Source organism: Streptomyces sp. NRRL WC-3605 (genome assembly GCF_001509795.1).
Taxonomy (GTDB): domain Bacteria; phylum Actinomycetota; class Actinomycetes; order Streptomycetales; family Streptomycetaceae; genus Streptomyces; species Streptomyces viridochromogenes.
In genome coordinates, this window is sequence record NZ_LLZN01000052.1 from 1 (window position 1) to 22232 (window position 22232).

Sequence of the window (22232 nt, forward strand, 5' to 3'; positions counted from 1 at the left end):
CGCCATCACCCGGGACGTGCTGCACGACGAACTCACCCGCATCTGGCGGGAGACCGGCGTCTCCGTCCTCTTCGTGACGCACAACGTCCGCGAGGCCGTGAAGCTCGCCCAGCGGGTCGTCCTGCTCTCGTCACGTCCCGGCCGCGTGGCCCGCGAGTGGACGGTCGGCATCCCGCAGCCGCGCCGCATCGAGGACGCCGAGGTCGCCGAGCTGTCCCGGGAGATCACCGAAGAACTGCGTGGGGAGATCCGCCGCCATGGCCAGCACTGAGACGACCGCCGCCAAGGACGGCACCGATCTCGCCGGACTCGAGGCGGGCCTGGACGCCCTGGAGACGGTGGACAGCGGCCGCACGCCGTTCCACCGGACCCTCACGCAGAAGGTCCTGCCGCCGGTCGTCGCCGTCCTGCTGGTGCTGGCGTTCTGGCAGTTCCTGGTGTCCTCGGGGATCGCCGACGACCCGACCAAGCTGCCGCCGCCGTCCGCCGTGTGGGACGAGCTGCGCGCCTCGTGGCTGGAGGGCACCCTCCACCAGTACATCTGGACGTCGGTCTCGCGCGGTCTGCTCGGCTTCCTGCTGGCGCTCGCGATCGGCACCCCGCTCGGGCTCGTGGTGGCGCGGGTGCGGTTCGTGCGCGCGGCGATCGGCCCGATCCTGTCCGGCCTGCAGTCGCTGCCGTCCGTGGCCTGGGTGCCGCCCGCCGTGATCTGGCTGGGCCTGAACGACCGGATGATGTTCGCCGTGATCCTGCTGGGCGCGGTGCCCTCGATCGCCAACGGGCTGGTCTCGGGCGTCGACCAGGTCCCGCCGCTGTTCCTGCGGGCCGGCCGCACGCTCGGCGCGACGGGTCTGAAGGGCACGTGGCACGTGGTGATGCCGGCGGCGCTGCCCGGCTATCTGGCGGGGCTGAAGCAGGGCTGGGCGTTCTCCTGGCGGTCGCTGATGGCCGCGGAGATCATCGCCTCCTCCCCCGACCTGGGCGTGGGCCTCGGCCAGCTCCTGGAGAACGGCCGCAACACCAGCTCCATGCCCATGGTCTTCTTCGCCATCCTGCTCATCCTGGTCGTCGGCATCGCCATCGACCTGCTGATCTTCAGTCCGCTGGAGCGCCGGGTGCTGCGCGGCCGCGGTCTGCTGGCAAGGAGCTGAACTCCCATGACCCGGCCGGTCCTCCTCGTCGTCGCCCACGGCAGCCGAGACCCTCGGCATGCCGCGACCGTGCACGCCCTCGTCCGGCGGGTGCGCGCGCTGCGCCCGGGACTGCGCGTGGAGACCGGCTTCCTGGACTTCAACGTGCCGTCCGTGGGGGGCGTGCTTCAGTCGCTGGCCGCCGAGGGCGTCCGGGACGTCGTGGCGCTGCCCCTGCTGCTGACGCGCGCCTTCCACGCGAAGGCCGACATCCCGGCGGTGCTGCGGGAGGCGCCCGCCAGGCTGCGCGTCCGGCAGGCGGAGGTGCTCGGCCCGTCGCCGCTGCTCCTCGCGGCCCTGGAGCGGCGGCTGTACGAGGCGGGCCTCACGCCCGCCGACAAGTCCTCGACCGGGGTCGTGCTGGCCTCGGCGGGGTCCACCGACCCGGAGGCGATCGCAGTGATCGCAGAAATCGCGCGGGAGTGGCGGCACACCGGTTGGTGCGCCGTGCGGCCTGCGTTCGCCTCCGCTGCCCTTCCGCGCACCGAGGACGCCGTCCGTGAACTGCGCGCCCTCGGCTGTGCGCGGGTGGCCGTGGCGCCGTACGTGCTGGCGCCGGGCCGGCTGCCGGACCGGATCGCGCGGGGCGCGGCCGGCGCGGACGTCCTCGCGGACGTGCTGGGGGCGGCGCCCGAGGTGGCGCGGCTGCTGCTGCACCGGTACGACGCGGCCCGCAGGCCGGTGCTGACGGCGCTCGGCGCCTGAGGCCGGGTCAGCCGTCGGTGCGGGCGGCCGCCTCGTCCGCGCGCCGCACCAGCTCCGCCACCGGCATCGACCCCGGCTTCCGGCGCTCGCGCGCGAAGGTGCCGGCGAGGTGCTGGAGGAGTTCGTTCAGCGGTGTCGGTACGCCGTGCAGGCGGCCCAGCAGGGCGATCTCGCCGTTGAGGTAGTCGGACTCGATCGTGCCGGTGCCCCGGGCGAGGGACTGCCACGAGGAGCCGCCGCCGCGCGGGACGCCGTCGAGGGGGACGAGGGTGACCTTGTCGCCGCGGACGGCCCGCTGCTCCTCGGGGCTCGCGTACGCGATCCCGGCGGCCTCCAGGACGGCCGCGCCCTCCTCCTGCACGCGCCGCAGCAGGCCGGTCGCCTCCTCGCCGGCGACGGGCCCGGTCAGCGCCTCGACCGCGTTGCCGAGGTTGGCCAGCAGTTTGGCGTACTGCCAGCGCGCCACGTCGGGCACGACCGGCGCCTCGAAGTGGGACTTCTCCAGGTCGGCGGCGATGAGGCGGGCGGTCTCGTCGGTGCCGTGCGGATGGCGGCCGAGGTGCAGGATGCCGGTGAGGGGGGTGCCGGCGGCGGAGACCACGCCCGGTTCGACGTAGGTGCAGGGCAGCCAGACGCAGACGCCGTACACGCGCCGGAACAGCCGCAGGGCCAGGCGCTGGCTCTCGACGCCGTTCTGCGCGCAGACCAGGGGCAGCCGCTCGGCGGCCGTACCGCCGCCGGCGACCGGTGCCGGGCCCCAGGCGCGCAGCGCCGCCTCGGTGTCCTGGGTCTTCACGGCGAGGACGAGGACGTCGTCGGGGCGCAGTTCGCCGAGTGCGTCCGGGCCGTCGACGACGGGTATGTGCAGGGTGGGTTCGCCCTCGGGGACCCTGAGCCGCAGGCCGTGGTCCCGTAGGGCGTCGTGGTGGGCGCCGCGCGCCACGAGGACGACCTCGTGCCCGGCCTCCGCGAGCCGTCCGCCGACGACTCCTCCGACGGCTCCGGCCCCGATGATGACGTAACGCACGCTCATGCCTCTTCCCCGCCGTACGGCGTTCCTTGGTGGAAGTACATCTGCCAGCCGGTGTCCGTCCGCCGCCACAGCGAGCTGCGGTGGGCACGGAGCCCGTCGCGTTCGGTGTCGAAGACGAGGTGGACGACGTCGGGGGCGAGCCGGACGCCCTGGATGGGCGAGGTGACGACGTACCGGTGCGGGTCGGTGTCCAGGGGCAGCCGGGCCATCGTCGACACCCGGTCCCAGCGCCGGCCGGAGGAGCCGAACTCGTGGAACTGCGGGTGCAGCAGGGCCCCGAGGAGGTCCGGGGAGCGGCGGACCTCGGGGTCGAGCAGTCTCAGCTCGCCCTCGATGGCGGCCTGGACGGCCGGGTCGCGGTCAGGCACCGGTCATCTCCACGAGTTTCACGACGGTGTTCCAGTTGCGGCTGGTCGCGATCAGGCCCTTGGTGAGCCGGGGGCGCGCCAGGGCCTCGGCGAGCTTGGAGCGGCCGAGGCCGTCCGGGACGTACAGGTACAGCGCGCGGTCGCCGAGCCGGAACTCCTCCGGCAGATACGCGGCCGGGTCGATCTCGGCGAAGCGCGCGGCGTCCACGGGCGCGGAGAAATAGGTGACGTGGAGCTGTCTGCCCTCCAGCGTGTCCGCGGGGAACGGGCAGGCGTCGGCCACCGACTTCAGATAGGCGTGGTCGCGGACGATGACCTCTACGGAGAAGCCGAAGCGCTCCTCGATCGCCCGGGTGATGTCCGCGCCGAGGGAGTCCTCGTCGCCGCGGGCGGCGGTGAACACGGCCTGCCCGCTCTGCAGGTGGGTGCGGACGCCGTCGAGTCCGAGGCCGGTCAGCAGGGTGCGCAGGTCGGCCATGGGGACCTTCCGGCTGCCGCCCACGTTGATTCCGCGCAGCAGCGCCGCGTACGTCGTCGTCATCCGGCCACCTTATGGCGGTGCGCGGGCGTTCGTACGGCCGTCGTGCCCCGTGGGGGTGGGCACGACGGCCGCAACCGTAAGTTACTTACCGGTCAGCACGAAGCACAAGCTCCTGCGTCCCGGTCGTCCCCACTCGTCCCGGAAGTTGATCCCTGATCGGTGCCCCCGACCGCCCCGGATAGATGTAAGGGGCCGTCGTCCTCCCCTGAGCGGAGGGCCCGGCGTACGAGGGGATGAGGTCCGCCCGCCGTACTTCACCGGGCAGCACGACGAGACCGTTCCTCCCGGCCCATAGCGTCGAGAGACGAAAGGTGACGGCAGGGGGTCGTCGCCGCGACCACAGGGGGCAGGCCCTCATGGGGAACACGGAGACGCGAGTGCGAGGGCTCGCCGCTCGCGCCGGCGGCTGGAGCGCCCGGCATCGATGGACCGCCGTCGGGATCTGGGTGCTGTTCGTCGCCCTGGCGATGGGCCTCGGTTCGGCGGCGGGCCGGGTCGACGTGACGGACAGCGACCAGCTCAAGGGGGAGACGCACACCGCCGCGCGGATCATCGAGGACGCCGGCATCGAGGAGCCGGCCGGTGAGAGCGTCCTGATCCAGGCGAAGGGCGGGTCGCTGAAGGCCACCGACCCGGCGTTCCGCGATGCGGTCGACGCGGTCGTGAAGGCCGTGGAGGGCACCGGCGAGGTCCGGGACGTGACGTCCCCGTACGACACGAAGACCCTCTCCGAGGACGGCCGCAGCGCGCTGGTGCAGTTCGACATGCGCGGGGACTCCGACACCGCCGGGGAGCGCGTCGAGCCCGTGCTGAAGGCCGTCGAGGAGGTGCAGAAGGACCACGGGTCGCTGCGGATCGAGGAGATCGGCGGCGCCAGCATGATGAAGACGTTCGACGACGCGTTCGGGGACGACTTCCAGAAGGCCGAGTACTCCGCGGTTCCGGTGGCCCTCGGCATTCTGCTCATCGCCTTCGGCGCGATCGTGGCGGCTCTGCTGCCGGTACTGCTGGCCATCACCGCGATCATGGCGACGATGGGCCTGATGGGCCTCGTCAGCCACGTCATGCCGATGTCCGACACCGCGAACTCCGTGATGCTGCTGGTCGGTCTGGCCGTCGGCGTCGACTACTGCCTGTTCTACCTGCGCCGCGAGCGCGAGGAGCGCGAGGCGGGCCGGGACGCGCGGACGGCCCTGCGGGTCGCCGCCGCCACGAGTGGCCACGCGATCATCGTCTCGGGTGTCACGGTGTGCGTGGCGATGGCGGGCATGCTGTTCACCGGTCTCGCCGAGTTCGAGGCGATGGGGCTGGCCTCGCTGATGGTCGTGGCGGTCGCCATGGTCGGCTCGGTGACCGTGCTGCCGGCGCTGCTTTCGCTGCTCGGCGGGCGCGTCGAGAAGGGCAAGATCCCGTTCCTGCACCCGCAGAGCCGGCTGCGCCGCAACAAGGGCCGGGTGAACCGGGAGAGCCGCTTCTGGTCGGCCGTGCTCAAGGCGGTGCTGGCCCGCCCGGTCGTCTCGGTGGTCGTGGCGGCCGGCGCGCTGCTCGCCGTCGCCGCGCCCGCCGTCGGCATGAAGACCCAGAACCTCACGCTGGACCAGGAGTTCGGCGACTCGCTGCCGATCGTGCAGACGTACAACCGGGTCAACGAGGCCTTCCCGGGCGGCTCCGAGCCGGCCGAGGTCGTCGTCAAGGCGGACGACATCAACGCCCCCGAGGTGAAGTCGGCGCTCGCCGCCTTCCGTGAGCAGGCGGTCAGTTCGGGCGCCTCGCGCGGCCCGGTCGACATCAGGCTGCACGACGCGCAGAACGTCGCCTTCGTCTACGTCCCGCTGGTCGGCGGCTCCGACCTGGACAAGGCGGGCGCGAGCCTGGACAAGCTCCGCGACGAGGTCCGCCCGGCCACGCTCGGCAAGGTCGACGGCCTCGAGGCACCGATCACCGGTCAGGTCGCGGGGTCGAAGGACTTCAACGACCAGCTGGCCGGAGCGGTCGTCCCGGTCTTCGCGTTCGTCGTCATCTTCGCCTTCGGCCTGATGCTGCTGTCCTTCCGGTCCCTGACGATCGCCGCCACCTCGATCGTGCTCAACCTGCTGTCGGTGGGCGCGGCGTACGGCATCCTGGTCGCCGTCTTCCAGCACGGCTGGGGCGCCTCCCTGGTGGGCGCGGAGGGCGTGGGCGCCATCATCACCTGGCTGCCGCTGTTCCTCTTCGTGATCCTGTTCGGCCTGTCGATGGACTACCACGTGTTCGTGGTCTCGCGGATCCGTGAGGCGCGGCTGCGCGGCCGGACGACGAAGGACGCCATCCAGCACGGCGTGGTCACCACGGCCGGCGTCGTCACCAGCGCCGCCGTCATCATGGTCGCCGTCTTCGCGATCTTCGGCACCCTGTCGATGCAGTCCATGAAGCAGATGGGCGTGGGCCTCGCGGCGGCGGTCCTGATCGACGCCACGATCATCCGGGGCGTGCTGCTCCCGGCGGTGATGGCGCTGCTGGGCGAGCGCAACTGGTACCTGCCGAAGTGGCTGCACCGGCTTCCGGACCTGACCCACGACGAGGCACCGGAGGCCGTGACGCGGGACGCGTCGCACGACGACCGGGGCGAGCGGGTCCCCGTCTGACCCGCCCGTCCGTCCGCCCGTTCGTTCGTCCGGACACCGGGGCCCGCCGACTCCTCAGGGAGCCGGCGGGCCCTCGCCGCGTCATGCCCCGGCGCGGGACGCACGGGCGGCGTCCAGCTCGGTCTCGATCAGGTCGGCGGCTCGGCGGGTGCCGCCTTCCTGGGCCATCTCGGCCTGGATGTCCTTCAGGCGCCGGGCGACCTCGGGGTCGCCGGTGAGGGCGAGGGCCGTCTCGCGCAGGGCCTCCGCGGTGGCCTCCCCGGTCGGGAGGTGCCGGGCGACACCGAGAGCCTGGAGCATGTCGGCGTTGCCGAACTGGTCCACGGCCTGCGGTACGGCGATCATCGGGGTGGCCGTGGCCAGGCCCTCCTGGCTGCCGCCCGCGCCGGCGTGGGTGACGAACAGGTCGGCCTGCTTGAGGATCGCCAGCTGCGGGACCCAGTCGCGCACCTCGACGTTCGGGGGGATCTCCCCGAGTTCGGCGGGGTCGACGTGCCGGCCGACCTGGAGCACCAGGTGCCAGCCGGGCAGTCCGGCGAAGGCCCGCACGCACTCCCGGTAGAACGCCGGCTGCTTGGTGAACGCCGAGCCGAGGGAGACGAGCGCGACCTTCTCGGCGCCGGCCGGGCGCTGCCAGCCACCCTCGGTGGTGCGGTCGCCCTGGCAGGCGCCGACGAAGGAGTACACCCGCTCGTCGACCCGGTCGGCGTTCGGCTGGAGGGCGCGCGGGATGAGGACGATCGAGCGGTCGGGGCGGCCGACGAACGGGTCGGGGTGCAGGTCGACGCCGTTCTCCTTGAGCCAGTTCTCGAAGCGCCGGTAGTACGCCTGCCCGCGCTCCGTCTTCTTCGGTTCGGCCCACATGGGTTCGGCGATCTCCTCCTCGTAGCCCTCCCAGGCGACGAGGTTCGGGGACAGCGAGACGGCGGGCACGCCCCAGCGGTGCGCGAGGACGCGGGCCGGATAGGAGGTGATGTCGTGCAGGACGAGGTCGGGCTCGTCGCCCTCGTACGCCTCGATCAGCTGCGGGAGGGCCTGGATCGCGTCGGCCAGGAACGGCTCGACGTTGTCCAGCAGGGTGCTCCCCCACGCCTCCGGGTCGGCGTCGGGACCGGGCAGCGTGGAGGTCCAGGACTTCGGCTCGGCGCCGGTCGCGGCGACCTTCTCTGCGAAGACCGGCGGAACGGCGTAGGTGACGCGGTGCCCGCGCGCCACGAGTTCTCGGATCACCTCGAGGCTGGGGTTCACGTGTCCGTGGGCGGCGATGGAGAACATGGCGATGTGCGCGGGACTGGTCATGGGTCCGACCATAGACGAGACGATACGTCTCGTGCAACCTGTGGTCACGACGCCAGCACCTCGTGCAGCCTCAGCCAGGTCCACGGCGGCACCTCCCCCACCAGGACGTCCCGGCCGAGCCCCGCCGCCCGGAACGCCGCGTCCACCCGCCGCCTCGGCCGGGCCCGCCGCAGCGAGGCGTGCAGTGAGCCGCCGACCCCGGAGAAGCCGAGCTCGACCAGTTCCCGCCAGCCCGCGTACGCGCCGGGCGCGACGAGCGGGGTGCGGCGTCGCTCGATCCGGACGATCCCGCCGTCCACCCGGGGCACGGGCCGGAAGCTGTGGCGCCCGACCCGTCCGGCCAGCCGCCACTCGTGCCGGGGCCAGGTCAGCACGGTCAGCCGGGTCCAGCTGCCGTAGTCGCCGGTGCGCTTGCGGGCGTACTCCAGCTGGGTGAGCAGGGTGGCGTCGGTGAGGTGCGGGGCCCGCAGACACCAGTCGACGACGTCGGCGGTACGCGAGAAGGGCACGTTCCCGGCGACGGAGAACGGTGTGCGCGGCGCCCTCGCGCGCAGGAAGTCCTCGCCGAGGACGCGGACGTGCGGGGTGCCCGCGAAGCGCGCGCGCAGGGCGGGGACGAGTCGCGGGTCGATCTCGTAGGCGAGGAGGGTGCGGCAGCGCAGGGCGAGCAGCTCGGTCAACGCGCCTTGTCCGGCGCCGACTTCGAGCAGCAGCGGGACGGGGCGGCCGTGGGGCGCGGCGAGCCGGGCGAGCTGTCCGGCGGCGGCGCGGTCGGCGAGGAAGTTCTGCGAGAGCGCGCGGGAAGCGCGGCTGGGGCGGGCCATGGCCTGCGGTCCTTGTCTTCCGTGGAGAGGGAGAAGGGCAGCCGAAGGCCCTGACCGGAAGACAGGAGGAAGAAGGGAGGACAGCGGGTCCGCGCGCGATCAGCGATCAGCGATCAGCGGGCGGTGCGGCTCCCCGGGCCGGTCAGGGCTCCGGGGCCACGGCGCATCCGTACGGAGTGCGCACAGCCCCGGCCGAAACCGGTGCGGGTGATCGCGTTGTTCGCTGCCATGGACCGCACGCTAGGCAGGTGCGCAGGCCGCGCGCAAAGGGATTTTTGTCAGCGCTGGTAGCGGGCGAGGACCAGGTTGCCGTCGCGTTCCAGGCGGGTGCGCAGCTCGGCGAGGCCGATGGCCCCGCTGTAGTACTCCTGGAAGGCCGGGGTGGCGACCTTGTCCTTGAACTCCGGGTAGCCGCGCACGGACTGGGCGGGCGCCGGGCGCAGCCGGCCGGCGAGGGCGGTGCCGGTGGCCCAGTCGTGCTCGGTCGTGTGCAGGGCCGGGTCCTTCAGGGCCTGCGTGCCGGTCGGCAGCATCCAGTCGCCGAGCGCCAGCCGCACCATGTTCTTCGGCCGCAGCAGGAAGTCGATGAACGCGGCGGCCTCCTCGCGGTGCGGGCTGTCCTCGGCGACGGACAGCGTCTGCGGGCTGACGCCCTGGGTGAGGCCGTCGGCGCCGGCCGGGGCGGGCAGGACCCGCCAGTCGAAGCCCTCGGGCGCCTGCTGCACGATCTGCTGCCGGTAGGAGAAGCCCAGCGGCACCATCGCGTACCGGCCGCCGAAGAAGCCGGGCAGGGTGTCGGAGCCGCCGCTGCCCAGGGTGCTCGGGGCGGCGCTGCCGTCGGTGGCGACCTGGTCGTGGACCGTGCGCGGCATCACCGCGTCGCCCTCCTCGAAGCGCACGGTCACCTTGCCGTCGGCGCCCCGGTGGAAGAGCCGGCCGCCGGCGGACAGCGACAGGTTGAGGCTGACGGAGACGGGTTCCTTCAGCGGCCAGGCGACCCCGGACCGGCCGTCGCCGCTCAGCCGGTCGGTGATCTCCCGGAACTCCCGCCAGGTCCAGGGGTGTTCGGGGGTGGGAATGCGCACGCCCGCTTCGTCGAGCCAGGTGGCGTTGGCGATGAGCACCCGTGGTTCCTGGAGGAAGGGCACGCCGTAGACGCCGTCCCCGAAGGTCGTCGTCTCCCAGCTGTGCCGGGGGATGTCCTCGGTGAGCCGTTCGGGGAGCAGGCCGCTCAGGTCGGCGAGATAGCCGCCGTAGGCGAAGTCGGCGAGGTCGTCGGAGGCGTCGTGGATGATGTCCGGTGCCTCGCCGCCCTCGAAGGAGGTCAGGAGCTGGTCGTGGACGCTGTCCCAACTGCCCTGCACGTATTCGACCTTGACGTCCGGGTGGGTGGCGTTCCACTCGGCCACCAGCTCCTTGTTGACCCGGACGGACTCCTCCTGCCAGGCCAGTGACTGGAAGCGCAGGGTGACCGGACCGTCCGTGTCGCCGTCCCCGCCGCAGCCGGCGGCCAGCAGGGCCAGGACGAGCAGCCACAGCAGTCGTGCGCGCATCAGCTCTTCACCGCCCCGGTGAGCATGCCGCCCGTGATCCGCCGCTGGATGAGCGCGAACACCACCAGGGACGGCAGTGTCGCGAGGAACGCGGCGGCGGCCAGCGGCCCGAGGTCCGCGACGCCCTCCGCGCCGATGAAGTGGGTGAGGACGACCGGGAGGGTCTGCTTCTCCGGGGTCTTCAGCAGCACCAGCGCGAAGAAGAACTCGTTCCAGGCGGTGACGAACGCGAACAGGGCCGTCGCCACCAGGCCGGGCGCCAGCAAGGGCGCCGTCACCGAGACGAGGGTCCGCAGCCGTCCGGCCCCGTCGACCGCCGCCGCCTCCTCCAGCTCCCGGGGCACCGCGCGGACGTAGCCGACGAGCATCCACAGCGCGAACGGCAGCGCCCACACCACGTAGACCATGACCAGCCCCGTCATCGAGTCGATCAGCCGCAGGTTCCTCAGCACCAGGAACAGCGGGATGATCACCAGGACCAGCGGGAACGCCTGGCTGACGACCACCCAGCCGATCGCGGCCCGCGCGAGCCGGGTCCTGCGGCGCGCCATGACGTACGCCATCGGGGTCGCGAGGAGCACGGCGATCACGGCGGTGCCGAGGGCTGCGGCCAGGGAGTTCAGGGCGGCGTCCAGCAGGGGCTGTTCGTCGAACGCCTGCCGGAAGTTGGCGAGCGTCGGGTCCTCCGGAATCCAGGTGGGGTGCAGACTGGCCAGTTCCCGTGGGGGTTTGAAGGCGGTGGAGACCAGCCACAGGAAGGGGAACGCCAGGAAGACGAGATAGGCGAGCAGGGCGGCGTACTGCCCGGCGCGGCCGGTCCGGCTGGTCCTCATGCCGTGTCACCGCCCCGGAGCCGGCCCGCCAGGAGGACCGCGAGCAGGACCGAGACCGCCGCGACCATCACACATCCCATCGCCGCCGCGTAGCCGAACTGCCCGTACCGGAACGCCTCTTCGTACGCGAAGAGCATCGGCAGCCGGGTGCGGCCGCCGGGTCCTCCGCTGGTGAGGACGTAGACCAGGGCGAAGGAGTTGAAGTTCCAGATCAGGTTGAGCGCGGTGATGGACAGGGCCACCGGTCTCAGCGCGGGCCAGGTGACCGTGCGGAAGCGGCGCCAGGCGCCGGCGCCGTCGACGGCGGCCGCCTCGTGCAGTTCGCGCGGGGTGTTCTGCAGACCGGCGAGCAGGGCCACCGTGGTGGTGGGCATCCCGGCCCAGACGCCGACCACGACCACGGCGGGCAGGGCCGTGCCGAGTCCGCTCAGCCAGTCCCGGCCGTCGCCGAGGCCCAGGTCGCGCAGGGTCTCGTTGAGGATGCCGGCGTCGGGGGCGTAGACCAGCCGCCACATGACGCCGACGACGACCTCGGGCATGGCCCACGGGACGATCGCGAGGGCGCGGGCCAGCCAGCGCAGCCGCAGGTCCTGGTTGAGCAGCAGGGCGAGGCCGAGGGCCAGCAGGAACTGCGGCACGGTGACGGCGACCGCCCAGACCAGGCCGATGCGGAACGACTCCCAGAACAGCGTGTCGTGCAGCAGGTCCTGGAAGTTGAGCCCGCCGATCCACCGGGTGGCCTCGGTGCGTCCGGACTGGGCGTCGGTGAAGGACAGCAGGATGCCGTACAGCAGCGGGCCGACGCTGAGGATCAGGATGGGGATGAGCGCGGGCAGCACCAGGAACCAGGCGCCGCGGTCCGTGACGCGCCCGTCGCCGCCGGGGCGGGGCGCGCGGGCGGCCGGCCTCTCGGCCTCGGTCACCGAGGTCACGGCATCAGCCCCTTCGCACGGCTAGGACGGCCTCGTCATGGTCGTGAAGGCGCCGTACCCCGTCAAGACCGCCCGCACGCGGCCGACCTGTGGAAATGCGAGACTGGGCGCGAATGGCGGGAATGCGCCCGCCGTTCGCGAAGGCGTACGACCCAGGGAGGCGGGCGATGGACGAGGCACGGGCGCGCGAGGTGCTGGCGGCGGCGGGGGTCCTGCCCGCCCCGGCCGGGGACGCGCGGCTGCTGTCCCTCGGGGAGAACGCGGTGTTCGCCGCCGGTGACCTGGTCGTCAAGGTGGGCCGGGACGCCGAGTTGCTGGAGCGGGCGCGGCGCGAGCTGAGGATCGCGGTGTGGCTCGCGGAGGCCGGGGTCCCCGCCGTCCGTGCCGCCTCCGCCGAGGCGCTGCTGGTGGACGGGCACCCGGTGACGGTGTGGCACCGACTTCCGGACGCGGTACGGCCGGCCGAGCCCCGGGACCTGGCCGCGCTGCTGCGGACCGTGCACGCCCTGCCGGCGCCGCCGTTCGCCCTGCCGCCGCGTGAGCTGCTGGGCGGCGTGGAGCGCTGGCTGCGGCTGGCGGGCGACGCGATCGATCCGGCGGACGCCGCGTACCTGCGGGAGCGCCGGGACGGCTTCGCCGAGGCCGCCGCGCGCCTGACGCCCCGTCTGACGCCGGGGCCGATCCACGGGGACGCGCTGCCGCGCAATGTGCACGTGGGCCCGGACGGGCCGGTCCTGGTCGACCTGGAGACGTTCTCCGCCGATCTGCGCGAGCACGACCTGGTGGTCATGGCGCTCTCCCGCGACCGGTACGGACTGCCCGCGGCGGCCTACGAGGCGTTCGTGGAGACGTACGGCTGGGACGTGCGCGCCTGGGACGGGTGCGCGGTGCTGCGCGGGGCGCGGGAGACGGCGAGCTGCGCGTGGGTGGCGCAGCACGCGCCGGGCAACCCGAAGGCACTGGAGGAGTTCCGGCGGCGGGTGGCGTCCCTGCGGGACGGGGACGAGACGGTGCGCTGGTACCCGTTCTGACGTGGGGCTCTCAGGACCGGTCCGCCGGGATCTGGACCTCGCCGGGCACCGGGCGGGCGGCCGCGGCCGGGCCCGCCGCCGGGGTTTCCGGCTCCCGGACCGGCCAGGTGCCGTCGACGACCGCCGTCGGGTCGCCCTTGCCGCGCAGGAAGCTCTGGAAGTCCGCCGCCCACTCGGCGTACCACTCGATCTGGCGGCGGTGCAGCTCCGCCGGCCCGAGGGACGCGATCTTGGGGTGGCGGGCGGCTATCGCGCCCGCCAGGCGGGCGGCGGCGAGCGCGTCGGCGAAGGCGTCGTGGGCGGAGGCGAGCTCCACGCCGTACTCCCGGCAGACCGCTTCGAGGTTGCGCTTGCCGCGGCGGTAGCGGTCGACCCGGCGGTCGATGGTGTACGGGTCGACGACGGGGGCCGGGTCGAGGCCGCCGAGGCGCTCGCGCAGCGACGGCAGGCCGTGCCGGCGCAGCTCGGCGGAGAGCAGGCTCAGATCGAAGGCCGCGTTGTAGGCGACGACCGGGACGCCCGTCTTCCAGTACGCCACCAGGACGTCGGCGAGGGCGTCGGCGACCTGGTCGGCGGGGCGGCCCTCGGCGGCCGCGCGCTCGTTGCTGACGCCGTGGACGGCGACCGCCTCCGCCGGGATCGGGACGCCCGGGTCGGCCAGCCACTGCCGGTGCCCCAGGAGCTCGCCGTCCCTGACCTCGACGACGGCGGCCGTGACGATGCGCGCCTCGCGCGGATCGGTCCCGGTCGTCTCCAGGTCGAAGCCGATCAGCAGCTCACGGTGCCAGCCCATGGCGGTCCCCCTTCTTGTGGTGCGTCCCCCAGTGGTCTCCACCTTCCCATGGGCCACTGACAACCCGAGGACCGCGTTCCGCTTGCCCGGTGGGACACTTCTCGCCCTGCGGGACAGTTCAGGACACGGGGCGCGAATCCGCCCACATGACCTCGAACTCCTCGCGGTAGGTGGGGAAGAGCCCGCCCTCGTCGATCTCGTCCGACTTGACGACCCTGCTGCCGTTGCGCAGCACCAGGACCGGCGCCTCCATGCCGCGTGTGCGCCGCAGGTAGTTCTGGACGACCGCGATGCCGTCGGCGCCGTCGCCGTCCACGAGGTAGGCCGTGAAGCGGGGCGTCTCGTCGAAGACCTGGATCTCGAAGGCGCCCGGGTCGCGCAGCCGTGACCGCACCCGGCGCATGTGCAGGATGTTCATCTCCACCGCGCGGCTCAGCTCGCCGCGCTTGATGCCCAGTTCCCGCTCGCGCCGCTTGACCGCGCTGGAGGCCGGGTTGAGGAACAGCAGCCGCACCCGGCAGCCCGCCTCCGCGAGCCGGACCAGCCGGCGCCCGGAGAAGTTCTGCACCAGCAGGTTGAGGCCGATGCCGAGGGCGTCGAGCCGGCGGGCTCCGCCGAAGATGTCCTCGGCGGGGAACCGGCGCAGCAGCCGCACCCGGTCGGAGTGCACCGCGACGACGTCGGAGTAGCGGTCGCCGACCAGGTCCTCGACGGCGTCGATGGGCAGCCGGCGGGCCGACGGCACGTCCCCGCCCGTGCCGAGCGCCTCCAGGAGGCGGGCGGAGGCCCGTTCGGCCTGGTTGAGGACGGCCTCGGACAGGGCGCGGTTGCGCGAGACCACGTTGCGGGTCACCTCGAGCTCGTCCAGGGCGAGTTCGACGTCCCGGCGGTCGTCGAGGTACGGCTCGAAGCACGGCCAGTGCTGCACCATCAGCTCGCGCAGCTGGGGCAGCGTGAGGAAGCTGAGGACGTTGTCGTCGGCCGGGTCGAGCAGATAGCCCTTGCGGCGGCTGACCTCCCGTACGGCGACCGCGCGCTGGACCCACTCCTGGCCGGCCGGCCCTGCGGCGGCCACCACCCAGTCGTCGCCGTGGACGGGTTCGTAGACGGGCCGCAGCACGGCGGCCACGACGGCCCGCAGCCGCTGTTCGACGAGGTTCAGCCAGATGTAGGCGCGTCCGGCCCGCTGGGCGCGGGTGCGCACCTCGCGCCAGGCCTCGGGGTCCCAGTCCAGCTCCGGGCCGATGGAGCTGGTCTCCATCGGCCGGGCCAGGGACACCGTGCCGGGCGGGACGTCCGGGGAGTTCCCCTCGTGACCCTCGTCACCAGGGGGCAACTCCAGCCCTCCCGAGCCCACCCGCGCACCGCCTTCCGCTCCCCCGAGCACTCCCCGTCCCAACGATCAAGGAAGGGTACTCCGGGAGCGGCGGGCGGTGCAGCCGGATGGACAGGTCGTTTCTCAACTGCGCGGCTGCCAGTGGCCGTTCTGCCATGCGAGCTCGCTCGGCGTGAGCGGGTTCATGGCCGTCACGTCGCGCGGCACGATGGAGAATCCCTGCCAGTGGACCGGCATCGGCTGCTGGTCCTCGTCGCGGGCGATGTGGTGGAAGCCGACGTTCATCCAGGTGATCGGGTGCTTGAGGGCCTGCCCGCCCACCCACTTGTCCACGGACTTGGGGTACCCGTTGCCGCAACCGGGGTTGTGGGTCGCGAACTTCTCGCATGCGGCGTACTCGGTGACGTACAGGTCGTGCTTGGTGTACGCGCGGCCCGGGTACTTGGTGCTGACGCCGGGGACGATCTCGTACGAACGGGCGTGGCCGTCCTTGTTCTTGCCGGTGGCGCTGACCATCCGCCACCAGCGGTACGCCTTGGCGTCGCCGGCGAGTTCCTTGGCGACCTTGGTGACGCTCGTCCTCGTCTTCGGCGCGCGGTCGCCGGAGGCGGGTGCCGTCACCGTCGAGTCGTACTGCTCGACGCGGTTCTTGGTGGAGCCGTCCAGGGCGAAGTCGAGGCGCCAGAAGACGTTGTGGCTGTGGCTGGTGGCCTTGGCGCGGTCGCCCTTGCCGATGGGCCAGCCCCGGCCGTCCCCGGCGTCGTAGTCGTCGTAGGACAGGCTGCCGGTGGCGCCGACGTTCATGGTGACCGTGCCGTCGTCCTGGAAGCGCCACTCGGTCATGTACTCGTACCAGCCGACCTGGTTGACCGTGTACACGAGCAGGTCCTTGCCCTGCGCCTGGTAGACCTTGTTCGCGGTGTCGCCCTGCATCCGGTAGGCGTGGCCCCGTGAACGGGTCGTGGTGCACAGACCCTTGACGTTCGGGTTCTGCGGGTCCCACGCCTCGGGGACCTTGACTGTCTTGATCGTGCCGCCCGGGCACTCGGTGGCCTTCAGGGGCATCAGGCCCTGGGCGAAGCCGAAGCCCGTCAGGTCGTCGTACTCGACGCTGCCGTCGTCGTACGGGACGTGGATCTGGCCGAGCCGGGCGCTGTTGAGCACCTTGATGGGCTTGGTCTCGCCCTTGGGCTGGTAGGAGATCTTCTCCAGGACCAGACCGGCCTTGCCGTCGTAGCGCCAGCACATGCGCCACGTGGTGCCGCTGCTGAGCTTCTGCTCGATGCGGTAGGCGGCGCTGCAGTCGGCGGCCGCCGCGGCGGCGGCCCGCGGCTGGGCGGTGGCGGTGGACGCGCCGGTCGTGGCGCCGGCGGCCAGGGCGGCCAGGGACACGCCGACGGCGGCGCTCCTGCGGGCCCGGGCCCCTCTCCTCGGGCGGGAACCGCTGGTCGAACTGTTTGCACGCATGACGAGGTGACTCCTCTTGCAGGAGATGCGAGTACGTGGTGTCCGGGCGGGTCGGGCCCGGTGGAGCGGCGGAGCGGGTCTCAGCGGCTGCCGAGGCGGGCGACCTGGCGGGCGCTCAGGTCGATGACGAAGGACCGGGCGTCGATCCAGGGCCCGTTCTTCACCTTCGGGAACAGCCGCACGCAGCGGTGCTCGCCGCACCGGTCGAGAGCGGCGGGCTGGCCGCCCGGCGTGGCCCGGTACACGGCGCCGTTGAGCAGCAGCTGGTCCGGCGAGGTGAGCGCCTTGCCGGTGGCGTCCTTGTAGTCCGCCTTCATGCCCGCGCCCAGCGGGTGGGCGATGAGCAGCTTCGCGGCCTCGGCGTACTCGGCCCGGCTCAGGGGCGGCTGGACGCCGTGCTCGGTGACGGTCCGCTCGACCTTGCCGGTGCCGAGGTCGACGGTCCGGGTGACGAGCGCGTCCGTCTTGTAGTCGTAGAACGACACCTCGGCCCGGCGCGGCCCGCCCGCGCGGTCCGTCGCGCCGCCGTCCGGTTCGGCGAGCTCGACGCCGAGGCGCTGGGCGCCGCGGTCCCCGGCCACGTTCTCCCCGGCGGTGCGCAGCTGCGCGCTCGCCGCGAGCTGGGCGGCACGCTCGGTCTCGTCGTCGGTCAGCGGGTCGTCGCCGACGCCCTTGTCGCCCTCCTCCGGGGCCTCCTCCACGACGCCCGGCGCCACAGCGCCCGCGCCCTGTCCCGCGGCCCCCTGTTGCCCGGCCGCCGCCTGCCCCGTGGTGTTCCCCTGTTCACCGGCACCCGCCGTACCCGGCAGGGTGATCCCGACCATCACGGCGGTCCCCGCCACCGCGACGGCCGTACCGGCCACCACCTTTCCCAGATGGCGGCGCACTATGTCGCGCACGTCTTTCCCCCTACTCCCCCAGGTCATCGGGAGTATGTGATTGCCCCACACGTTTCGGCATACGGGTGTATGCACTGGTCGACCGGTAAGAGGGACGTAAGGCGGGGGTGGTTCCCTCACTTTCGGGGAGACTCGACGTCAAGGCGCCCCCGACGGCGGGGTCGAGCTGAAAGAGTCGTGTCCATGCAGGTCTGGCCTGGAGAGGCATATCCACTCGGTGCCACGTACGACGGCGCCGGGACCAATTTCGCGGTCTTCACGGAGGCCGCGGACCGAGTAGAGCTGTGTCTGCTGCACGACGACGGCTCGGAGACGGCGGTGGAACTGCGGGAGAGCGACGCCTTCGTACGCCACGCGTACGTGCCGGGCGTCATGCCGGGGCAGCGGTACGGATTCCGGGTGCACGGTCCGTACGCCCCGGAGCGGGGGCTGCGCTGCAACTCGGCCAAGCTGCTCCTCGACCCGTACGCGAAGGCGGTCAGCGGCTCGATCCGCTGGGGCGAGGAGGTCTACGGCTACCACTTCGGCGAACCCGACCGGCGCAACGACCTCGACTCGGCGCCGCAGACGATGTCGTCCGTCGTGGTGAACCCGTACTTCGACTGGGGCGACGACCGGCGCCCGCGTACCGAGTACCACCACACGGTGATCTACGAGGCCCATGTGAAGGGCCTGACGATGCGCCATCCGGGGCTGCCGGAGGAGCTGCGCGGCACCTACGCGGGCCTCGCGCACCCGGCGCTGATCGAGCACCTGACCGAGCTGGGCGTGACGGCGCTGGAGCTGATGCCGGTCCACCAGTTCGTGAACGACCACCGGCTGGTCGACATGGGCCTGAACAACTACTGGGGCTACAACACGATCGGCTTCTTCGCCCCGCACAACGCGTACGCCTCCTGGGGCGACCGCGGCCAGCAGGTCCTGGAGTTCAAGTCGGCGGTGCGGGCGCTGCACGAGGCCGGTATCGAGGTCATCCTCGACGTCGTCTACAACCACACGGCGGAGGGGAACCACCTGGGGCCGACGCTGTCGTTCCGCGGCCTGGACAACCCCCAGTACTACCGGCTGACGGACGACCCGCGGTACTACATGGACACCACCGGCACCGGGAACTCGCTGCTCATGCGGTCCCCGCACGTGCTCCAGCTGATCATGGACTCGCTGCGGTACTGGGTCACCGAGATGCACGTCGACGGCTTCCGCTTCGACCTAGCGGCGACGCTCGCACGCCAGTTCCACGAGGTGGACCGGCTGTCGTCGTTCTTCGACCTGGTGCAGCAGGACCCGGTGGTCTCCCAGGTGAAGCTGATCGCGGAGCCCTGGGACGTCGGCGAGGGCGGCTACCAGGTGGGCAACTTCCCGCCGCTGTGGACCGAGTGGAACGGCAAGTACCGCGACACCGTGCGGGACCTGTGGCGGGGCGAGCCGCGCACGCTCGCGGAGTTCGCCTCCCGGCTGACCGGTTCCTCGGACCTGTACCAGGACGACGGGCGCCGCCCGCTGGCCTCCATCAACTTCGTGACCTGCCACGACGGCTTCACCCTGCACGACCTCGTGGCGTACAACGAGAAGCACAACGACGCCAACGGCGAGGACAACCGCGACGGCGAGAGCCACAACCGGTCCTGGAACTGCGGCGCCGAGGGCGAGACCGACGACCCGGACGTGCTGGCGCTGCGGGCCCGGCAGATGCGCAACTTCATCGCCACGCTCATGCTGTCCCAGGGCGTGCCGATGATCAGTCACGGCGACGAGTTCGCCCGCACCCAGCGCGGCAACAACAACGCCTACTGCCAGGACAGCGAGCTGTCCTGGGTGCGGTGGCCGGGGCCCGGCGCGGAAGAGGAGGACGGCCCGGCGCGGGAGCTGCTCGCCTTCACGCGCGCGATGGTGGGCATGCGCCGCGAGCACCCGGTGTTCCGCAGGCGCCGCTTCTTCCACGGGCGGCCCGTGGAGGGCACCCACGACGACCTGTCGGACATCGCCTGGTTCACCCCGGAGGGCAAGGAGATGGCCCAGCGGGACTGGGACCGGGCGCAGGCGTCGGCGCTGACGGTGTTCCTCAACGGGAACGCGATCTCCGAGCCCGGACCGCGCGGGGAGCGGATCGCGGACGACTCGTTCCTGCTGATGTTCAACGCCTCCCCGAAGACGCTGGACTTCGTCGTGCCGGTCGACCACGGCCGGCAGTGGCAGGTGGTGGTGGACACCGCCCGCCCGGACGGGGTGCCGCCCGGCACCGGGCCCAAGGTGCAGGCCGGGGAGCGGCTGACGCTCGTGGACCGCAGCCTGACGGTGCTCCAGCGGCCGGTGTAGGCGGGGCGCGGGTGCGGTCCGGTGCGGCCGGGCTGCACCCGCGCGTGGGCCCACGTGGCGGCCGGGGATGACACGAAGGGCGGCCAGAGGGGTACGTAGCTCTGCATGACACCTGAGCGACCCGAACCGATGGTGCCGACCGCCACCTACCGGCTGCAGCTGCAGCCCTCGTTCCCCTTCTCGGCCGCGGCCGAGGCCGTGCCGTACCTGTCCTCGCTCGGCGTCTCGCATCTGCACCTGTCCCCCGTCCTGGAGGCGGTTCCGGGGTCGGGGCACGGCTACGACGTCGTGGACCACGCGCGCGTGCGCGAGGAGCTGGGCGGCGAGGACGGGCTGCGCGCCCTGTCGCGCACCGCCCGGGAGCACGGCCTCGGCCTGGTGCTGGACATCGTGCCGAACCACATGGCGATGGCCCCGCGCCACAACCGCGCCCTGTGGGAGGTGCTGCGCGAGGGCTCCGCGTCCCGCTACGCGCGCTGGTTCGACATCGACTGGGAGGCGCAGGACGGCCGGGTGCTGCTCCCGGTGCTCGGCGGCCCGCTCGGGCAGGTGCTGGACGATCTCGTGGTGGACGGCGACGTCCTGCGCTACCACGACCATGTGTTCCCGCTCCGGGAGGGCACCGGAGACCTGCCGCTGCCCCGGCTGCTCGACGCCCAGTGGTACCGGCTGGCGTGGTGGCGGCTGGCCCGGACCGAACTGAACTACCGGCGGTTCTTCTCCATCTCGGAGCTGATCGGGGTGCGGGTGGAGGACCCCGAGGTGTTCGAGGCCACCCATGCCAAGATCCTCCAGCTGCTGCACGAGGGCGTGGTGGACGGGCTGCGCGTCGACCACCCGGACGGTCTCGCCGACCCCGACGGGTATCTGCGGCGGCTGCACGAGGCGACCGGCGGGCGCTGGACCGTCGTGGAGAAGATCCTGTCCGACCGGGAGCATCTGCCGGCCGCCTGGCCGGTCGCCGGCACCACCGGCTACGACGCCCTGCGTCACGTCGACGGCCTGTTCACCGACCCGGGCGGGTACGGGGAACTGCTGGGTGCCTACCGGCGGTTCGCGGCTCCGCAGACCGACCGGGGCGGCGACTGGGACGCCACGGTGCGGCGGGCCGGGTACAAGGTGCTCACCCATGAGCTGGCCGCGGAGGTCGACCGGCTGACGCGGGCTGCGCACCGGGTCTGCGACACCTCCCCGGACCCGGCGCTGCGCGACCGGGCGCCCTGGGCGCTGCGCACCGCCCTGCAGGAGCTGCTGGTCCGGATGGACGTCTACCGCCCGTACGCCTCGGCCGACGCCTCCCTCGTGCTCACCGAGGAGGCCGCCGCCGACGCGCGGCGGGCCTTCGCCGTGCCCGAGGAGGCGGGCGCCGTGGACGTGGTCCGCGACCTGGTGCTCGGGCGGGCCGGGGACGGGCCGGCCGCCGTGGAGTTCCGGACGCGGTTCGCGCAGACGTCGTCGGCACTGCGGGCCAAGTCGGTGGAGGACACCGCGTTCTACCGGCATGTGGCGCTGCTGTCGGCGACGGAGGTGGGTGGCGACCCGGGCAGCCCCTCCGTGTCGCCGGACCGGTTCCACGCGTACTGCGCGCGCGTGCAGCGCGACTGGCCGCTGACGGGGACGGTGGTGTCCACGCACGACACCAAGCGCAGCGCCGACGTGCGGGCCGCGCTGGCCGTGCTCACCGAGTGCCCCCGGGACTGGGCGGACGTCGTGGCGGAGGTGACCCGGGACGGCGAGGGCGTCCCGGACGCGCAGCTGGCGTGGGCGGCCTGGCAGACGGTGTTCGGGCTGGGCGGGGCGGACGCCGACCGCGTCCAGGGTGCCCTGCTCAAGCACGTCCGGGAGGCGGGCCTGTTCACCAGCTGGACGGAGCAGGAGCCGCCGTACGAGGAGGCGGTGGCCGCGTTCGTGGCCGCGGGGCCGTGCGGGGTGCCCGGCGAGCGTGTGACGGCCTTCCGGCGCGGCCTGGAGCCCCACGTCCGGGCCAATGTGCTCGGCATGGCCCTGACGCAGCTGACGATGCCGGGCGTGCCGGACGTCTACCAGGGCACGGAGGCCGAGTACCGGGCGCTGGTGGACCCGGACAACCGCCGGGCCGTGGCCTTCCCGCCGGCCGATCCGGGCGACAAGGGCGCGGTGACGGCGGCGGCGCTGCGGCTGCGCAGGCGGCGCCCGGAGCTGTTCGGCGACGCGGCGTCGTACGAGCCGCTCGTCGCCGAGGGCCCGGCGGCCGGGCACTGCGTGGCGTTCGTGCGGTCGGGCGAGGTGCTGACCGCCGTCACCCGGCTGTCGCTGCGGCTGGCGCGGGACGGCGGCTGGCGGGACACCAAGCTCGCGCTGCCGCCGGGCCGCTGGGTCGACGTGCTGGACCCTGAGCGGGAGTACACCGGGCACGCGCGCGTCGAGCAGCTCCTCGAGCGGCTGCCGGTGGCGTTGCTGGAACGCGCCGGGGAGTGAGGGGCGACGCCGGCCGGTGGTGCCTCCGGGC

General features: G+C 72.9%; 17 protein-coding genes and 2 pseudogenes. 7 read left to right on the forward strand and 12 right to left on the reverse strand.

Annotated elements, in window-relative coordinates; translation table 11 throughout:
- The 3 genes and pseudogenes from ADL34_RS15145 to ADL34_RS15155 all read left to right on the forward strand — a co-directional run.
- Positions 1-271 (forward strand): annotated as a pseudogene (locus ADL34_RS15145) (ABC transporter ATP-binding protein); the annotation flags it as partial.
- Positions 258-1151 carry an ABC transporter permease gene (locus tag ADL34_RS15150; RefSeq protein WP_062668558.1) on the forward strand — a complete coding sequence of 298 codons (894 nt, stop codon included), beginning with the start codon at positions 258-260 and terminating at the stop codon, positions 1149-1151. The pseudogene ADL34_RS15145 and the gene ADL34_RS15150, both read left to right, overlap by 14 nt.
- Positions 1152-1157: 6 nt before the next feature.
- Positions 1158-1895 carry a sirohydrochlorin chelatase gene (locus ADL34_RS15155; protein WP_062668559.1) on the forward strand — a complete coding sequence of 246 codons (738 nt, stop codon included), beginning with the start codon at positions 1158-1160 and terminating at the stop codon, positions 1893-1895.
- A 7-nt stretch (positions 1896-1902) separates the two neighbouring features.
- On the opposite strand, the gene ADL34_RS15160 is transcribed toward ADL34_RS15155, so the two are convergent.
- The 3 genes from ADL34_RS15160 to ADL34_RS15170 are packed head-to-tail and all read right to left on the reverse strand — an operon-like array spanning position 1903 to position 3837.
- Complete coding sequence (locus tag ADL34_RS15160; RefSeq protein WP_062668633.1) at positions 1903-2922, reverse strand: ketopantoate reductase family protein; 1020 nt, start codon at positions 2920-2922, stop codon at positions 1903-1905.
- A 2-nt stretch (positions 2923-2924) separates the two neighbouring features.
- Entirely contained in the window at positions 2925-3296 is a 372-nt protein-coding gene (locus ADL34_RS15165) for a DUF4440 domain-containing protein (RefSeq protein ID WP_062668560.1), read from the reverse strand.
- The gene (locus ADL34_RS15170; RefSeq protein WP_062668561.1) at positions 3289-3837 is read right to left on the reverse strand and encodes a DUF1697 domain-containing protein; all 549 of its coding nucleotides are present in this window, start codon (positions 3835-3837) and stop codon (positions 3289-3291) included. The genes ADL34_RS15165 and ADL34_RS15170 overlap by 8 nt, the downstream gene beginning before the upstream one ends.
- Positions 3838-4193: 356 nt before the next feature.
- Between ADL34_RS15170 and ADL34_RS15175 the strand changes: the two genes are divergently transcribed.
- Entirely contained in the window at positions 4194-6461 is a 2268-nt protein-coding gene (locus ADL34_RS15175; RefSeq protein WP_062668562.1) for an MMPL family transporter, read from the forward strand.
- Between the two features lie 81 nt (positions 6462-6542).
- Here the strand turns inward: ADL34_RS15175 and mgt are convergent.
- From mgt to ADL34_RS15200, 5 genes and pseudogenes are all read right to left on the reverse strand, one after another.
- Positions 6543-7797, reverse strand: a pseudogene (gene mgt, locus ADL34_RS15180) (macrolide-inactivating glycosyltransferase).
- 7 nt (positions 7798-7804) lie between these two features.
- Positions 7805-8584: a 23S rRNA (adenine(2058)-N(6))-methyltransferase Erm(V) gene (erm(V), locus tag ADL34_RS15185; RefSeq protein WP_062668563.1), complete on the reverse strand. Its 780-nt coding sequence runs from the start codon at positions 8582-8584 to the stop codon at positions 7805-7807.
- A gap of 278 nt (positions 8585-8862) precedes the next feature.
- On the reverse strand, positions 8863-10137 hold the full coding sequence (locus ADL34_RS15190) for an ABC transporter substrate-binding protein (RefSeq protein WP_079034184.1): 1275 nt from the start codon (positions 10135-10137) through the stop codon (positions 8863-8865).
- Positions 10137-10970 carry a carbohydrate ABC transporter permease gene (locus tag ADL34_RS15195; RefSeq protein ID WP_062668564.1) on the reverse strand — a complete coding sequence of 278 codons (834 nt, stop codon included), beginning with the start codon at positions 10968-10970 and terminating at the stop codon, positions 10137-10139. Before ADL34_RS15195 ends, ADL34_RS15190 begins: the two co-directional genes overlap by 1 nt.
- A complete protein-coding gene (locus ADL34_RS15200) occupies positions 10967-11902 on the reverse strand; it encodes a carbohydrate ABC transporter permease (protein WP_062668565.1) in 936 nt (311 codons plus the stop codon). The genes ADL34_RS15195 and ADL34_RS15200 overlap by 4 nt, the downstream gene beginning before the upstream one ends.
- Positions 11903-12069: 167 nt before the next feature.
- On the opposite strand from ADL34_RS15200, the gene ADL34_RS15205 reads away from it, so the two are divergent.
- Complete coding sequence (locus ADL34_RS15205) at positions 12070-12933, forward strand: phosphotransferase enzyme family protein (RefSeq protein ID WP_062668566.1); 864 nt, start codon at positions 12070-12072, stop codon at positions 12931-12933.
- A 10-nt stretch (positions 12934-12943) separates the two neighbouring features.
- On the opposite strand, the gene ADL34_RS15210 is transcribed toward ADL34_RS15205, so the two are convergent.
- From ADL34_RS15210 to ADL34_RS15225, 4 genes are all read right to left on the reverse strand, one after another.
- A complete protein-coding gene (locus ADL34_RS15210; protein ID WP_079034185.1) occupies positions 12944-13726 on the reverse strand; it encodes a 3'-5' exonuclease in 783 nt (260 codons plus the stop codon).
- Positions 13727-13844: 118 nt separating this feature from the next.
- On the reverse strand, positions 13845-15083 hold the full coding sequence (locus ADL34_RS15215; protein ID WP_062668567.1) for an SAV2148 family HEPN domain-containing protein: 1239 nt from the start codon (positions 15081-15083) through the stop codon (positions 13845-13847).
- Positions 15084-15185: 102 nt separating this feature from the next.
- Positions 15186-16529: a copper amine oxidase gene (locus ADL34_RS15220; protein WP_062668568.1), complete on the reverse strand. Its 1344-nt coding sequence runs from the start codon at positions 16527-16529 to the stop codon at positions 15186-15188.
- An 80-nt stretch (positions 16530-16609) separates the two neighbouring features.
- The gene (locus ADL34_RS15225) at positions 16610-17428 is read right to left on the reverse strand and encodes a hypothetical protein (RefSeq protein ID WP_062668569.1); all 819 of its coding nucleotides are present in this window, start codon (positions 17426-17428) and stop codon (positions 16610-16612) included.
- A 183-nt stretch (positions 17429-17611) separates the two neighbouring features.
- Between ADL34_RS15225 and glgX the strand changes: the two genes are divergently transcribed.
- Together glgX and treY are read left to right on the forward strand one after the other, a co-directional pair.
- Positions 17612-19744: a glycogen debranching protein GlgX gene (gene glgX / locus ADL34_RS15230; protein WP_062668636.1), complete on the forward strand. Its 2133-nt coding sequence runs from the start codon at positions 17612-17614 to the stop codon at positions 19742-19744.
- 105 nt (positions 19745-19849) lie between these two features.
- Positions 19850-22201 carry a malto-oligosyltrehalose synthase gene (treY, locus tag ADL34_RS15235; RefSeq protein WP_079034186.1) on the forward strand — a complete coding sequence of 784 codons (2352 nt, stop codon included), beginning with the start codon at positions 19850-19852 and terminating at the stop codon, positions 22199-22201.
- Positions 22202-22232 lie beyond the last annotated feature (31 nt).

Excerpts from the sequence above, each read along its gene's own strand:
- ADL34_RS15150 (WP_062668558.1), top strand. The coding sequence starts at position 258 with ATGGCCAGCACTGAGACGACCGCCGCCAAGGACGGCACCGATCTCGCC.
- ADL34_RS15155 (WP_062668559.1), top strand. The coding sequence starts at position 1,158 with ATGACCCGGCCGGTCCTCCTCGTCGTCGCCCACGGCAGCCGAGACCCT.
- ADL34_RS15170 (WP_062668561.1), bottom strand. The coding sequence starts at position 3,837 with ATGACGACGACGTACGCGGCGCTGCTGCGCGGAATCAACGTGGGCGGC.
- ADL34_RS15175 (WP_062668562.1), top strand. The coding sequence starts at position 4,194 with ATGGGGAACACGGAGACGCGAGTGCGAGGGCTCGCCGCTCGCGCCGGC.
- ADL34_RS15190 (WP_079034184.1), bottom strand. The coding sequence starts at position 10,137 with ATGCGCGCACGACTGCTGTGGCTGCTCGTCCTGGCCCTGCTGGCCGCC.
- ADL34_RS15195 (WP_062668564.1), bottom strand. The coding sequence starts at position 10,970 with ATGAGGACCAGCCGGACCGGCCGCGCCGGGCAGTACGCCGCCCTGCTC.
- ADL34_RS15205 (WP_062668566.1), top strand. The coding sequence starts at position 12,070 with ATGGACGAGGCACGGGCGCGCGAGGTGCTGGCGGCGGCGGGGGTCCTG.
- ADL34_RS15210 (WP_079034185.1), bottom strand. The coding sequence starts at position 13,726 with ATGGGCTGGCACCGTGAGCTGCTGATCGGCTTCGACCTGGAGACGACC.
- ADL34_RS15220 (WP_062668568.1), bottom strand. The coding sequence starts at position 16,529 with ATGCGTGCAAACAGTTCGACCAGCGGTTCCCGCCCGAGGAGAGGGGCC.
- glgX (WP_062668636.1), top strand. The coding sequence starts at position 17,612 with ATGCAGGTCTGGCCTGGAGAGGCATATCCACTCGGTGCCACGTACGAC.
- treY (WP_079034186.1), top strand. The coding sequence starts at position 19,850 with ATGACACCTGAGCGACCCGAACCGATGGTGCCGACCGCCACCTACCGG.